We start from the raw sequence: 13,200 nt of genomic DNA on the forward strand, positions 1-13,200 counted from the left end.
CATGAGCATCCGGTTCGACTCCGTCACGGTCGCCTACGACGGCAACGTCGTCCTCGACTCGCTCGACCTCACCGTCGCGCCGGGCGAGGTGATGGCGCTGCTCGGGCCGTCCGGGTCCGGCAAGACCACCGCGCTGCGGGCGGTCGCCGGGTTCGTGCGGCCCGCGTCGGGACGGGTGCTGCTGGGGGAGCGGGACGTGACGGACCTGCCGCCCCACCGCCGGGGCATCGGAATGGTCGTCCAGCAGTACGCGCTCTTCCCGCACATGCGGGTCGAGGACAACGTGGCCTTCGGGCTCAAGGCGCGCAAGGTCGCCAAGGCCGAGATCCGCGAGCGGGTCGCCGAGGCCCTGGAGATGACCGGCATGGGCGCCTACGCGCGCCGCTACCCGCGGGAGCTGTCCGGCGGCCAGCAGCAGCGCGTCGCCATCGCCCGCGCCCTGGCCATCCGGCCCGACGTCCTGCTGCTCGACGAACCGCTGTCCGCGCTCGACGCCCGGCTGCGCTCCGGGATGCTCACCGAGCTCGCCCGGCTGCACCGGGAACTGCCCGAGGTGTCCATCCTGTACGTCACCCACGACCAAGTCGAGGCGCTGACCCTCGCGGACCGGATCGCGGTGATGGACAGGGCGCGCCTGCAGGCGTGCGGGACGCCGCGGGAGCTGTACCGGGCCCCGGCCAACGAGTTCACCGCCTCCTTCGTCGGCAACGCCAACCTGCTGCCGGTCACCGTGACCGCAGGGGGCGCCGCCCTCGGGAGCGCCGAACTGAAGGTCGACACGGCGGGCGCGGCGTCCGGCGCGCGGGCGACCCTGTGCGTCCGGCCGCACCTGGTCGGCCTCGGAGACGGACCCAACCGGCTCACCGGCACCGTCAGCGAGATCCAGTGGCGCGGTTCCACGCATCGGCTGTACGTCGACGTGGCCGGCCACCCGGTGATGGCGGACCTGCCCGAGCTGAGGAACCCGCCGGTCCACGGCGACGAGGTCAGCCTGCACTTCGCGCCCGAGGACGCGGTGCTGCTGGCCGCGGGGGTGAGCGGCGATGAGCGCTGAACCGATCCTGCGGGCGGCGCCCGCCCGTCCCGGGGAGAAGGCGGCGGGCCCCGGCCCGGACGCGGCACCCGCCCGGGCCCGCGGGCGCGGCCCGCGGACGGCGCCGAGGCTGCTGTGGGCCCTGCCCCCGGTCGCCCTCCTCGCGGTGTTCTTCCTCTACCCCCTCTTCCTGGTCGGCCGGCAGTCCCTCCACCCCGACAGCGGCGGGACCTCCGTCCAGCCCTACCTCGACGTCTTCGCGTCCGCCGCGTTCCGTGAGGCGCTGTGGACCACCGTGTGGCTCGCGCTCGGCTCGACCGCCGGATGCCTGGTCCTCGGCTTCCTGCTGGCCCTGGTCATCGCGTTCGTGCCGTTCCCCGGCGCCAAGGCGGTGGCCCGGTTCATCGACGTCTTCCTGTCCTTCCCGTCCTTCCTGATCACGCTCGCCCTGCTGTTCATCTACGGCAACGTCGGCATGGCCAACGGCCTGTGGACGGACGTCACCGGGGCCGCCGACGGGCCGTTCCAGTTCCTCACCACGCCGTGGGGTGTGCTGCTGGCGGAGATCACCTACTTCACGCCGTTCGTGATGCGGCCGCTGCTCGCCGCGTTCACGCAGCTGGACACCGCGCAGCTGGAGGCGGCCAGTTCGCTCGGGGCCCGCGCGCCCCGCATGGTCCGGCAGATCATCCTGCCGGAGGCGCTGCCCGCGCTGGCGGCCGGCGGCAGCCTCGTGCTGGTGCTGTGCCTCAACGAGTTCGGCATCGTGCTGTTCACCGGAGCCAAGGGCGTCACGACCCTGCCGGCCCTCGTCTACAGCAAGGCGATCCTGGAGTCCGACTACCCGGGCGCCTGCGTGGTCGCCGTGGTCAACGTCCTTCTCTCCGTGGGCCTGTACGGCCTGTACCGGGTGGTGAGCCGTCGTGCTGGTGCATAGCCGCAAGGCGAAGTGGGCACTGTGGGCGGTCTTCCTCGTCCTCTTCCTCCCCCTCTTCGCGCTGCCGCTCCTCGTCGTCCTCGGCGCGTCCTTCGCCACCCACTGGTCCAGCGTCCTGCCGTCCGGCCTGACCACCGCCAACTACCAGGCGGCCACGCACGGCGACGCCCTCCAGGCGCTCACCACCAGCCTGCTCACCGCGCTCGGCGCGAGCCTGCTCGCCCTGACCGTCGGCACCTGGGCGGCGCTGGCCGGCGCGGCGCTGAAGAAGAGCCACCGGCGTGTGATGGACGCCCTGTTCGTGCTGCCGGTCGCCGTGCCCTCCGTGGTGGTGGGCCTGGCGGTCCTGGTCGCCTTCTCCCAGCCGCCGTTGCTGCTCAACGGCACCCGGTGGATCGTCGTCCTCGCGCACACCGTGCTGGTCACGGCCTTCGCCTACCAGTCGGTCACCGCCGCCCTGCGCCGCCTCGACCCGGTCTACGAACAGGCCGCCGCCTCCCTCGGCGCCGGGCCCGCCCGGGTGCTGTGGCGGGTGCGGCTGCCGCTGCTGCTGCCCTCGCTGACCGCCGCGGCCGGCCTCTGCTTCGCCCTGTCCATGGGCGAGTTGAGCGCCACGATGATGCTCTACCCGCCGGACTGGACCCCGCTGCCCGTCCTGATCTACGGGGCCACCGACCGCGGCTCCCTGTTCGCCGGCTCCGCCCTCGCCGTCGTCCTCATGGCGGCGACCCTGCTGGTCCTGCTCGCCGTCTCCCGGATCCGCACCAGGGCCGCCCACCGCTAGGCCACCCCCCGCTCCCTCCACCCCCGACACGCCCCATCGAGCCAGGAGTTCACCTCGCCATGCGCAAGAACACGCTCAAGATCGCCACCGCCGTCTGCCTGCTCGCCGCCCCCCTCACCGCCTGCGGCGGCAACTCCTCCGCCGCCGACGCCAAGGTCGTCACCGTCTACAGCGCCGACGGCCTCAAGGGCGAGAACGGCGACGGCTGGTACGACCGCGTCTTCAAGGACTTCGAGAAGGAGACCGGCATCAAGGTCAAGTACGTCGAGGGCGGCTCCGGCGAGATGGTCCAGCGGGCCGTCCGCGAGAAGGGCAACCCGCAGGCCGACGTGCTGGTCACCCTGCCGCCGTTCATCCAGCAGGCGGACAGCAAGGGTCTGTTGCAGAAGTACGCCCCGCAGGGCGCCGGCCAGGTCGCCGGCGAGGACAAGGCCGCCGACGGCACCTGGACCTCCGTGGTCAACAACTACTTCGGCTTCGTCTACAACAAGAAGGAGCTCAAGCAGGCCCCCACCACCTGGGAGCAGCTCCTCGACGGCAAGTACAAGAACAAGCTCCAGTACTCCACGCCGGGTGTCGCGGGCGACGGCACCGCCGTGCTCGTCAAGGCCATGCACGACTTCGGCGGCAAGGACGCGGCGCTCGCGTACCTGAAGAAGCTCCAGGACAACAACGTCGGGCCGTCCGCCTCCACCGGCAAGCTCGCGCCCAAGGTCGACAAGGGCGAACTGCTCGTCGCCAACGGCGACGTCCAGATGAACTACGCCCAGTCCACGACCATGCCCAACCTCGGCATCTGGTTCCCGGCCCGGGAGGGCGGGAAGCCGACCACCTTCGCCCTGCCGTACGCCGCCGGACTGGTCAGCCACGCCCCGCACGACGCCAACGGCAGGAAGCTCCTTGACTTCATGCTCGGCAAGCAGGCGCAGCAGCAGGTCAGCGAGATCGGCGGCGGCTTCAGCGTCCGCCAGGACGTCACGGCCGACGACGCCAACGCGACGGCCCTGAAGAAGCTGATGGAGGGCGTCGAGGTGTTCACGCCGGACTGGAACGACATCGACAAGAACCTCACCGCGTACGTGGAGGCGTGGAAGCAGGCCACCGGAAGCTGAACCGGCCTCCGGCACGATCCGGCCGCTGGCTAGGCTGGACTCACGCAGACACGCGTACGGCAGGAGGCCGAAGCATGGCAGACCGCAAGCCCATCGAGTCGTGGCTCACCGACATGGACGGTGTCCTGATCCACGAGGGTGTTCCGATCCCCGGTGCCGACGCCTTCCTGAAGAAACTGCGTGAGTCCGGCCGGCCGTTCCTGGTGCTGACCAACAACTCCATCTACACCCAGCGCGACCTGCACGCCCGGTTGCAGCGCATGGGCCTGGACGTGCCGATGGAGAACATCTGGACGTCCGCGCTGGCCACCGCCCAGTTCCTCGACGACCAGCGGCCCGGCGGCAGCGCCTACGTCATCGGCGAGGCCGGTCTGACCACCGCGCTGCACGACGTCGGCTACATCCTGACCGACCACGACCCCGACTTCGTGATCCTCGGGGAGACCCGGACGTACTCGTTCGAGGCCATGACCAAGGCGGTACGGCTGATCAACGACGGCGCGCGGTTCATCGCCACCAACCCGGACAACGTGGGCCCGTCCGCCGAGGGCGCCCTGCCGGCCACCGGGTCGGTCGCCGCCCTGATCACCGCCGCGACCGGCAGGAAGCCGTACTTCATCGGCAAGCCCAACCCGCTGATGATGCGCGCCGGGCTGAACGCGATCGGCGCCCACTCGGAGACCTCCGCCATGATCGGCGACCGTATGGACACCGACGTGCTCGCCGGCCTGGAGGCCGGGATGCGGACGTTCCTGGTGCTCACCGGTGTCACGCAGGCGAACGAGATCGACCGCTACCCGTTCCGGCCGTCCCACGTCGTCGACTCGATCGCGGACCTCGTCGAGCGGATCTGACACCCGGCACCGTCCGCGGACCCCTTCCTCCACCCTCTTCTCACCCGTTCGGAGCAGCGCGCTTCCGCAGCGGATGCGGCCCGGGACCGCCGGGAGTCTCCTGAGGGTGGAGGTTTCACGATGGGTCCTTGGCGCCTCACACTCTGCACGGGACTGCTGGCGGCCGCCGCCCTCGTCCCCGCGGCCGACAGGGTGGACGGAACGGGCTCGGGCGGTCCGGTCGTGCCCGGTACGCCGGCGGCCCCGGGCGCCCTCGCCCCGGCGGCGCCGTCGAAGCCGCCCACGGCGTCCGCTTCCGCCAGTCCGCCACCCACGCCGCCCACACCGTTCGTGCCGGCCACCCGGACCCCCCGGGACGCGGCCCCCGCCTCCGCGCCCGCTCGTCCACCGGCGCCCGGCGCGGCGCACGCGGTGACCGAGCTGGTGCTCGCGGGTGCCGCCGGGGCGGCCGTCGTCCTCCTTCCCCGGGCGCGCGGTGCGACCGGCTGCGAGGACGATCGGCCCGGCCGCCGCGGCCGCGGACCGCGCTGAGGGCGGGATCGGCATGTCCGACCACGACGGCACCCGCTCCCGCTGCACCGGCCGCCTCCTGGCCGGCCTGGCCTGGGTGGTGCTGCTGCTCGGGCTGTGGCTGTGGGGGCGCGACCTGACCGACGTACGGGAGTCCCTGGCCCCGTCGGCCACCGGGGACATGGCCGCGGCCGGCCGGCCCTCCGCGGCCGAGCCGCCGGCTGACGCCTCGCCGCGGCGCCTGGACATCCCCGACCTGGGGGTGCGGGCGCCGATGGTGCCCCGCGGCCTGGACGCGCGGGGCGCGGTCCAACCACCGCCCGCGGACCGGGCCGGCGCGGTCGGCTGGTACGGCGCCGGGGTGAAGCCGGGGGCGCCCGGGACCGCGCTCCTGGTGGGTGACCCAGGGGCTGGGAGCCGGCCAGGGGCGTTCGACCGGATCGGTTCGCTGCGGCCCGGTCAGGCGGTCCGGGTGGTCCGGGACGACGGCAGCGTCGCCGACTTCACCGTCGACGGCGTCGAGGTCCTGCCCCACGACCGTCTCGACGTCCGGCAGGCGTCCGGGGCACGGCAGCAGGGTCGCGCCGAACTGCGGCTGATCGGCTGCGGCGGCACCACCGCCCCGGCGAGCCGCGTCTGCACCGCGAACGTGATCGTGTCGGCACACCTCACGGGCACCGGCACTGGCCTGTGAGTCCACCGACCCGTCGGCGTCGCCCGTTCCTCCGCCTCCTTCCGCCCCCTCGACAAACCGCTCCCCAGGGGACATTGCGGCCTCGGGCGACCGGTGACCTGTGACAGCATGGGATCTGGCCAAGTGCAGCAGGGGGGAAGGCATGTACGGCAGGAGAGGGACCCTCTCGCGTGCCCGTGCGGTGGGGGTCCGGGCGTCCGCGGTGGTGCTGGGGGCGGCACTGCTGGCCGCCGGGTGCACCACCGGGGACGGTGGGAACGACGACGGCGCCGGGCTCACCCAACAGCCCAAGGATGCGGACCCGTTCTGGGTCAACCCGGACAGCAGGGCGGCCCGGCAGGTCGCCGCCTACCTCAAGGCCGGACGGAAGGCCGACGCCGAGCAGATCCGGAAGATCGCCGGTCAGCCGACCGGCGAGTGGATCGGCCCGGAGAACCCCGAGCAGGAGGCCCGCGGCTTCACCGAGGCCGCCGACAAGGCGGGCCGCACCGCGCTGCTCGTCCTCTACAACATCCCGCACCGCGACTGCGGCCAGTACTCGCAGGGCGGCGCCGCCGACGGGGACGCCTACCGCGCCTGGGTGGACGGCGTGGCCCGGGGCATCGGCGACCGCCCGGCCACGGTGGTCCTGGAACCGGACGCCCTGCTGCACCTGGTGGACGGCTGCACCCCGGAGGAGTTCCGCGAGGAGCGCTACGACCTGCTCGAGGGCGCGGTCGAACGGCTCAAGTCCCTGAAGCGCACCAAGGTGTACGTGGACGCGGGCAACGCGGGCTGGGGCCACCCCGACCAGATCTTCGAGCCGCTGCGGCGCGCGGGCGCGGACCGTGCCGACGGCTTCGCGGTCAACGTCTCCAACTTCTACTCCACCCAGGACTCCCTCGCCTACGGCAGGCAGTTGTCCGCCAGGCTCGGCGGCACGCACTTCGTCGTCGACACCAGCCGCAACGGCAACGGCCCCTACGACGGCGGGGATCCGGGCGAGCGCTGGTGCAACCCGCCCGGCCGGGCCCTGGGCGAGACCCCCACGACCACGACGGCCGACCCGCTGGCCGACGCCTACCTGTGGGTCAAGCGGCCCGGCGAGTCCGACGGCACCTGCAAGGGCGGCCCGAAGGCGGGGGACTGGTGGGCCGACTACGCGCTGAAGCTGGCCAAGGCAGGCAGGTAGAGGCGGCGGGACGTGACGTGGGGGCGCCCCCTGAAGGAGGGCGCCCCCACGTACACGAGGTCCCGGAACCGCTCCCGGGACCCGGCCCCCACTAAGGGACCTTCACCCACTGCGCCTTGCTCGGCGTCCCCTGGTCGTCGTCGACGAACAGCATGTACCACCCCGACTGCACCAGGTTCCGGTTCTTGGGGACCGTCACCGTGATCGTGTCGCCGGACGTGGTGAAGTCCAGCGCGATCGAGCGCTGGTCGACGTCCGTGACGTGCGTGGAGGCGCTCGGGCGGATCAGCCGGACCTTCTTGACCGTGCCCGCGTGCTGCGAGGTGAACGTGCCGGAGCTGCCCCGGCCGATGGTCCGCGGGCCGCCCGACAGGGAGGGCCGCGCGTCCCGGAACAGGTACGGCGGTGTGTAGATCTCGACGCGCTGCTCGAACGTGCCGGGCTTGGTGTTGGCCTTGTCGCCGTACAGCGAGTCGGAGCCGAAGAACATCACCCGGCCGTCCGGCAGCAGGATCGAGCCGGCGTGGTAGTTGCGGCCCACCAGCGGGTCGGCCACCTGATTGAAGGTGTTGGTCCCCGGGTGGTAGAGCCGGGCCTGGAGGATGTTGGAGTCGCCGCGGCCCCGGTAGTCCTCGGAGCCGCCCGAGACCAGGACGGAGTCGTCGGGCAGGATCGAGGACTGCGGGTAGCGGGTGCCCTTCTCCAGCGTCGGACCGTCCGTGAAGCGCGGGTTCTTCGCCTTCAGGTCGATGACGCGGGTCTTGACGCTGGCCAGCGGGGACTCGCCGACCCCGCCGCCGCCGATCACCATGAACCGCTCGTCCTGCGCGGGCGGCAGCAGGACCGTGCCGGAGGTCTCCATCATCCGTGCGTCGCTCAGGCCGGGCAGCTTCGCGAACTCGTTGCTGTCCACGTCCCAGAGGCCCGGGTCGCGGCCCACGTCGGCCGGTCCGTAGCCCGCGTTGGAGCCGGAGTAGAACAGCTTGCCGCTCTGGAGCAGGAACAGCGCCGGATAGGTCGGGAACTGACGGATCTTCGGCGTGTACGTCCACTTCCTGGTCGTGGGGTCGAAGACCTCGTTCTTGCCCGGGACGAGCTGGCCGATGTCGTCGAGCCCGGAGACGCTGAGGATCCGCCCGTCGCTCAGGGTGGCGAGCGTCGGGTACCAGCGGGCCTCCTTCATCGGGTCGACCTTGATGTACTTCTCGGCGACCGGGTCGAACTCGTAGGCGTCCCGGATCCCCTGGAAGTCCTTCTTGTCCAGGGCGAGCTTCTCCGCGATGCCGTAGGTGTTGCGGGTGTCGACGCCGGACAGGCCCTGGATCCGGTAGTTGTCCTGGGCACCGGTCTCGTGCCGGGCGCCGCTCTTCTGCGCCTCGACGTAGATGCGGCCCAGGCCCGGGGTGTTGCCCAGGAACCTGCCGGCCTTGTCGAAGTTCTTCCTGGCGCGCGGCACCAGCACCGGGTCCTTCGAGACGAACGTCTTGCCGTTCTCCCTGCCGGTGAACCTCGTGCCCGCGGGCAGCGTGATCGGCTTGTCCGGGTTCTCGTTGTGGACGATCATCAGGCCGCCGGCCTTGGTGACGTCGCCCCTGAGCTTCTCGTACCGCTTGGTGCCGCCGGCGATCAGGATGTTGCCGTCGGCGAGCTGGGTGTGGCCCGTGCAGAACAGGTCCTCGGGCGTGGGCACCTTCTTGACGGTGCCCTTGACCGGGTCCCAGATGCGGCTGTCGAACCGCCGGGCGTCGAAGTTCTCCTTGTTGTTGCCCGAGCCGGCGACCATCAGCACCTTGCCCGTGTGCAGCAGCACGGCGTGGATGGTGTTCTGCCGGTACTCCTTCGGGAACTCGACGATCTCCCAGTGGCCGTTCTCGGCCTTGTACTCGGGTCTGTTGATCTTGTACTCGTGATAGCGCTCGGTGCCGAAGCGGTAGAGCCACGGCCCGTTCATCCCGGCCAGAGCGAGTACCACCACCGCGCCGATCCCGAGCCGTCGGGCGCGGCGGAGGCCGGCCTGCTCCCTCATTCCTTACGTCCCCCCAGTCCACCGAGGGCGATCTGCATGGTGTGCTCGCCCGTCGTTCCTTCTGCGCCGTGTGCGCCGTGTGCTCCGTCCGTTCCGACCGGCGTCCCCCGGGCCGGTGTGTGCGCCCGGTGTGGATGCGCCGGGACCGTGTCCCACGGCTCCGGCGCGGCGGCCGTGGACGCCCGCTGCTTCCGCTCCCGGCGCAGCGACCACCGCCAGGCGAGGATCGGCGCGGCGGTGACGAGCATGGCGAACGTGGCCCAGGTGATCATCGCCGGGTGGGAGTGCCCCAGGGCGAACCCCGCGACGAGCGAGCCGCCGAAGACCAGGATGAAGAACCAGTGGATGCGGAACGTCCCGAACAGCGTGTCGGGGCTGGCCGACTGGCCCTTCGGGGTCACCACGAAGCTGCTCCCGCGCCGCAGCACGGCGTCCATCAGCGAGCGCGCGTAGACCGGCGCCGACAGCGCCGACATCACCATGCCCGCCACCCCTCCGGAGCCCTCCGGCTCGTGCGGGGAGACGTTGTGCCGGCGGTTCCACACGTACAGGCCGATCTGGAGCGCCGAGGCGTTGCCGTACAGCATCAGCCACACGGTCGGGTCGATGTTCACGCCCGAGGCGCCAAGACCCAGGAACAGCGCGCAGCTCAGCGCCGCCAGGATCCAGTTGAGGGCGGACATCGGATAGAAGATGATCATCATCGTGTAGTTGAAGAGCCGGCCCGGCGGCAGGGTGCCGAAGCCCTTCCAGTACTGCTTGAGGATCGTCTCGTAGGTCCCCCGCGACCAGCGCAGCTGCTGGGTGAAGAAGTCCGTCCAGGCGTTCGGGCCCTCGCCGACCGCGAGCACGTCCGGGGTGTACACCGACTTCCACTTGCGGCCGGTCGCCGGGTTCTTGGCGCGGTGCATCTCGAAGCCGGTGGCCATGTCCTCGGTGATCGAGTCGTACAGGCCGCCGATCTGCTTCAGCGCCTTGATCCGCACGGCGTTGGAGGTGCCGACGAACATGGGCGCGCCGTAGCGGTTGCCGGCCCGCTGGATCAGCGCGTGGAAGAGGAACTGCTGCGACTCGGCCGCCTTGGTGACGAACGTGTCGTAGTTGCCGTAGACCTGCGGGCCGATCACGAAGCCGACGTCGGGGTCGCGGAAGTACCCGAGCATCCGCTCCAGGTAGTTGGGCAGCGGCACGTGGTCGGTGTCGACGGAGGCGAAGAAGTCGTACTCGTCGCCGTGCGCCTGGAGCCAGGCGTTGTAGTTGCCGTGCTTGGTCCTGGCGCGGTGCGGGCCCTTGGCCTGGTTCCAGCGTGCGACGCCCTTGCGGCTGAAGTGGTGCACGCCCAGGCGTGCGCAGACCGCCTTCACCTCGGGGTCGTCGCCCTCGTCGAGCAGCCAGACGTGCAGCAGGCCCCGGTGGCGCAGCCGTACGGCGGCCTCCAGGGTCCTGGTCACCATCTCCAGCGGTTCCTTGCCGGGCACGAAGGAGGTCAGGAACGCGACCCGCGTGCCGGTCTGCGGCACCACCGGGACCGGGTCCCGGGCGACGAGGGTGGCGTGCGCGTTGGACAGCACGTTCATGCAGCGGAAGAACTCGATCAGGCCGATCGAGACCAGCATCACCATGTCGAGGGCCGGCAGGAAGTCGTAGGCCGGGTAGTCGCGTTCGGTCCAGTGCTTGGGCTGGAGCAGCCAGGCCAGCAGGACCAGCGACAGCAGCGGCGCGGCCGCGAGCATCAGCGCGACCCGGACGCGGTGCGGTTCCTGCGAGATCAGCGAGCGGTACCGCACCGTGTACGGCTGGTCCGGGTCGGGTTCGGTGAGGGGGCCGGCGAGCCGGCTGTAGTGCTCGTAGTCGTATTTCGGCAGGGACTTCCTGATTCTGCGGAACGTCCCCGTGGTGCTGGTGCGGTGTCCCGGAACCCGTAGCCGGGTCGTCTCAGAAGGATCGGACTCGTGCCGGGCGCCCGTCGGCGTCGACGTCATGACTCATCCCCCCACACGCATGCGAGCGCGTGTTCGTCGGTTCCTTCGTCTGTTCGAGGCGCCCTCGGCCCCTGCGCAGACGTCTGCGTGCCGGCCGCGCGCCTCCAGGTCGGTCCCACCTCGAAGACATGGCATCGCGGCCCGCCGGTTGCATGGCTGCCCCCCGTGGCGGCCGTCGACGCGGGGGATCCGTGACTCCCCGCGCGGCCGGGCAACCGGCTGCTACAACCCCCCAACACCCCCCAAGATCCCCTACACCCCCCAAGTGCCGTCAAAGGACGGCAGTTTGGCCTCCAGGGTTCTACGGCGTTCAGCATGATCGCAAGACGCGAAAGCCGGAGTTTACCGGTCATGTGTGCGCATTGCGGAAATGGGTGCCCAAGGGGTGCGCCGCCCTGCTCTTCTGTACGGCCGGGGCGGGGGAGGTGTTCAGCCGGGGCGGGGGAAACTCTCGAACGACGAAGGCGAGCCCGGTCCTGTGGACCGGGCTCGCCTTCGTCGTGGTGCGCCGCCAGGGACTCGAACCCCGGACCCGCTGATTAAGAGTCAGCTGCTCTAACCAACTGAGCTAGCGGCGCCTGCTGACATCGTTCACTTTACATGATCTCCGGGGCCCTCCCGGCCCACCGTGCGTGGGCGCGGGGGCGGTGGAGGCGTCCTGTACATCATTCGGACCGTCAATATTCGCGTCGGGTGGACAGTTGTGGCAATGATCAACGTGCACAGATCCGGATATGTACTATCAAGTGTGAGGAAGATCGCATGGAGTCTCCGGTGTTCGAGGAAATCGATCCCGCGAGCGACTGCGACTGCCCCGGGTGCGTGCGCGGGCGTGGCCCGTCCTGCTCCCCGGCCGCCCGCCCCCCGGCCCGTGCGGCCGCCGCGCACCGCGCGCTGGTCGTGGCGGCCGTCACCGCCGCGGTCCTCGGCGCGGGTCAGGCGGCACCGGCGGCGGCGACCACCCGCACCGCCGGACGGCCGCCCGGGGCGCCGGCCGACCAGCCCCGGGTCGGCGAGTCCGAGACGCCGCAGGGCGATGTGGGCGCGCTGTTCGGGCACGGCGGCCCGACCAAGGTGGGGGAGCACGCCGCGATCGTTGCCGCCACGCGGTCGCAGATCGTCAGCCGGGCCAAGAAGTGGCTGGACGCCCGGGTGCCGTACAGCATGAGCCGCTACTGGCGCGACGGATACCGCCAGGACTGCTCGGGCTTCGTCTCGATGGCCTGGGACCTGCCGCGCAACGAGTGGACCGGCAGCCTGGGCCGGTACGCGATGCGGATCACCAAGGGGCAGCTCCAACCCGGCGACATCCTGCTCTTCCACAACCCCGTCAACCCTCAGAGGGGCTCGCACGTGGTGCTCTTCGGCGGCTGGACCGACAACCGGCACACCACCTACATCGCCTACGAGCAGGCACCGCCGCACACCCGCCGCAGGGCCACCCCGTACGCCTACTGGACCAACTCCAAGCGGTACGTCCCCTACCGCTACAAGGGCCTGACCCGGGGCGCGGTCGGTCCTCTCGCGGCGTTGCCCGGGCCGTACCCGGGAGCGGCGTACTTCGGCCCCGGCGCCAACAACCCCCATGTCACCCGGCTGGGCCGGATGCTCGTCGCCCGCGGTGGCGCCTCCTACTACGCCAAGGGGCCCGGCCCGCGCTGGACGGACGCGGACCGGCGGGCCACCCAGGCCTTCCAGCGGGCCCAGGGCTGGACCGGGGCGGCCGCGGACGGGCTGCCCGGGCCGCGGACGTGGCAGCTCCTGGTGACCGGGAAGGGCAAGGACATCAAGGCCGCGGCCCCCGCCTCGCACGGGGTGCCCGGCTATCCGGGCCGGGGCATGTTCCGGCCCGGCGCCGACAACCGGTACGTCACCGAACTGGGCCGGCAGCTGGTGAAGAAGGGGTACGGCCGGTTCTACCCGAACGGGCCGGGGTCGCGCTGGTCGGACGCGGACCGGCGGGCCGTCGAGGCCTTCCAGCGCGCCCAGGGCTGGCGGGGCGGCGCGGCGGACGGGCTGCCGGGGCCCGAGACCTGGCGCCGGCTCTTCGCATGAGAGCGGCCCCGCCGGGGCCGCCGACCCACCGTACGAACGTCT

The 13,200-nt window shown here is 71.5% G+C and carries 11 protein-coding genes and 1 tRNA gene; 9 read left to right on the forward strand and 3 right to left on the reverse strand.

Features of this window, described 5'->3' with window-relative positions; genetic code table 11:
- Position 1: 1 nt before the first annotated feature.
- The 8 genes from ACTYVM_RS03000 to ACTYVM_RS03035 all read left to right on the forward strand — a co-directional run bounded on the left by ACTYVM_RS03000 (position 2) and on the right by ACTYVM_RS03035 (position 7,095).
- Positions 2 to 1,054: an ABC transporter ATP-binding protein gene (locus tag ACTYVM_RS03000; RefSeq protein WP_445524388.1), complete on the forward strand. Its 1,053-nt coding sequence runs from the start codon at positions 2 to 4 to the stop codon at positions 1,052 to 1,054.
- Positions 1,044 to 1,970, forward strand: coding sequence for a 2-aminoethylphosphonate ABC transporter permease subunit (locus ACTYVM_RS03005; RefSeq protein ID WP_445524389.1), 927 nt, complete (start codon positions 1,044 to 1,046; stop codon positions 1,968 to 1,970). The genes ACTYVM_RS03000 and ACTYVM_RS03005 overlap by 11 nt, the downstream gene beginning before the upstream one ends.
- Positions 1,957 to 2,754 (forward strand): ABC transporter permease, encoded by a 798-nt coding sequence (locus ACTYVM_RS03010; RefSeq protein WP_400034235.1) that lies wholly within the window; start codon positions 1,957 to 1,959, stop codon positions 2,752 to 2,754. The genes ACTYVM_RS03005 and ACTYVM_RS03010 overlap by 14 nt, the downstream gene beginning before the upstream one ends.
- A gap of 59 nt (positions 2,755 to 2,813) precedes the next feature.
- The gene (locus ACTYVM_RS03015) at positions 2,814 to 3,866 is read left to right on the forward strand and encodes a 2-aminoethylphosphonate ABC transporter substrate-binding protein (RefSeq protein WP_445524390.1); all 1,053 of its coding nucleotides are present in this window, start codon (positions 2,814 to 2,816) and stop codon (positions 3,864 to 3,866) included.
- 74 nt (positions 3,867 to 3,940) lie between these two features.
- Positions 3,941 to 4,720: an HAD-IIA family hydrolase gene (locus tag ACTYVM_RS03020; RefSeq protein WP_400034239.1), complete on the forward strand. Its 780-nt coding sequence runs from the start codon at positions 3,941 to 3,943 to the stop codon at positions 4,718 to 4,720.
- Positions 4,721 to 4,840: 120 nt separating this feature from the next.
- Positions 4,841 to 5,251 (forward strand): hypothetical protein, encoded by a 411-nt coding sequence (locus tag ACTYVM_RS03025; RefSeq protein ID WP_445524391.1) that lies wholly within the window; start codon positions 4,841 to 4,843, stop codon positions 5,249 to 5,251.
- Between the two features lie 13 nt (positions 5,252 to 5,264).
- Positions 5,265 to 5,924, forward strand: a complete 660-nt coding sequence (locus ACTYVM_RS03030; RefSeq protein ID WP_445524392.1) for a sortase domain-containing protein — start codon at positions 5,265 to 5,267, stop codon at positions 5,922 to 5,924.
- 142 nt (positions 5,925 to 6,066) lie between these two features.
- Positions 6,067 to 7,095, forward strand: coding sequence for a glycoside hydrolase family 6 protein (locus ACTYVM_RS03035; RefSeq protein WP_445524393.1), 1,029 nt, complete (start codon positions 6,067 to 6,069; stop codon positions 7,093 to 7,095).
- 91 nt (positions 7,096 to 7,186) lie between these two features.
- Here the strand turns inward: ACTYVM_RS03035 and glxA are convergent, their stop codons facing one another.
- The 3 genes from glxA to ACTYVM_RS03050 form a co-directional block, all read right to left on the reverse strand.
- Positions 7,187 to 9,121 carry a radical copper oxidase GlxA gene (glxA, locus tag ACTYVM_RS03040; RefSeq protein WP_445524394.1) on the reverse strand — a complete coding sequence of 645 codons (1,935 nt, stop codon included), beginning with the start codon at positions 9,119 to 9,121 and terminating at the stop codon, positions 7,187 to 7,189.
- Positions 9,118 to 11,103: a glycosyltransferase family 2 protein gene (locus ACTYVM_RS03045; protein ID WP_445524395.1), complete on the reverse strand. Its 1,986-nt coding sequence runs from the start codon at positions 11,101 to 11,103 to the stop codon at positions 9,118 to 9,120. The genes glxA and ACTYVM_RS03045 overlap by 4 nt, the downstream gene beginning before the upstream one ends.
- 501 nt (positions 11,104 to 11,604) lie before the next feature.
- Positions 11,605 to 11,681: transfer RNA gene (locus ACTYVM_RS03050), tRNA-Lys, on the reverse strand.
- Between the two features lie 184 nt (positions 11,682 to 11,865).
- Here ACTYVM_RS03050 and ACTYVM_RS03055 point away from each other — a divergent pair.
- Positions 11,866 to 13,158 (forward strand): peptidoglycan-binding protein, encoded by a 1,293-nt coding sequence (locus tag ACTYVM_RS03055; RefSeq protein ID WP_445524396.1) that lies wholly within the window; start codon positions 11,866 to 11,868, stop codon positions 13,156 to 13,158.
- The last annotated feature ends 42 nt before the right edge of the window (positions 13,159 to 13,200 follow it).

The organism is Streptomyces cyslabdanicus (assembly GCF_052663305.1).

Excerpts from the sequence above, each read along its gene's own strand:
- ACTYVM_RS03005 (WP_445524389.1), top strand. The coding sequence starts at position 1,044 with ATGAGCGCTGAACCGATCCTGCGGGCGGCGCCCGCCCGTCCCGGGGAG.
- ACTYVM_RS03000 (WP_445524388.1), top strand. The coding sequence starts at position 2 with ATGAGCATCCGGTTCGACTCCGTCACGGTCGCCTACGACGGCAACGTC.
- ACTYVM_RS03025 (WP_445524391.1), top strand. The coding sequence starts at position 4,841 with ATGGGTCCTTGGCGCCTCACACTCTGCACGGGACTGCTGGCGGCCGCC.
- ACTYVM_RS03015 (WP_445524390.1), top strand. The coding sequence starts at position 2,814 with ATGCGCAAGAACACGCTCAAGATCGCCACCGCCGTCTGCCTGCTCGCC.
- ACTYVM_RS03045 (WP_445524395.1), bottom strand. The coding sequence starts at position 11,103 with ATGACGTCGACGCCGACGGGCGCCCGGCACGAGTCCGATCCTTCTGAG.
- ACTYVM_RS03055 (WP_445524396.1), top strand. The coding sequence starts at position 11,866 with ATGGAGTCTCCGGTGTTCGAGGAAATCGATCCCGCGAGCGACTGCGAC.
- glxA (WP_445524394.1), bottom strand. The coding sequence starts at position 9,121 with ATGAGGGAGCAGGCCGGCCTCCGCCGCGCCCGACGGCTCGGGATCGGC.
- ACTYVM_RS03020 (WP_400034239.1), top strand. The coding sequence starts at position 3,941 with ATGGCAGACCGCAAGCCCATCGAGTCGTGGCTCACCGACATGGACGGT.
- ACTYVM_RS03030 (WP_445524392.1), top strand. The coding sequence starts at position 5,265 with ATGTCCGACCACGACGGCACCCGCTCCCGCTGCACCGGCCGCCTCCTG.
- ACTYVM_RS03035 (WP_445524393.1), top strand. The coding sequence starts at position 6,067 with ATGTACGGCAGGAGAGGGACCCTCTCGCGTGCCCGTGCGGTGGGGGTC.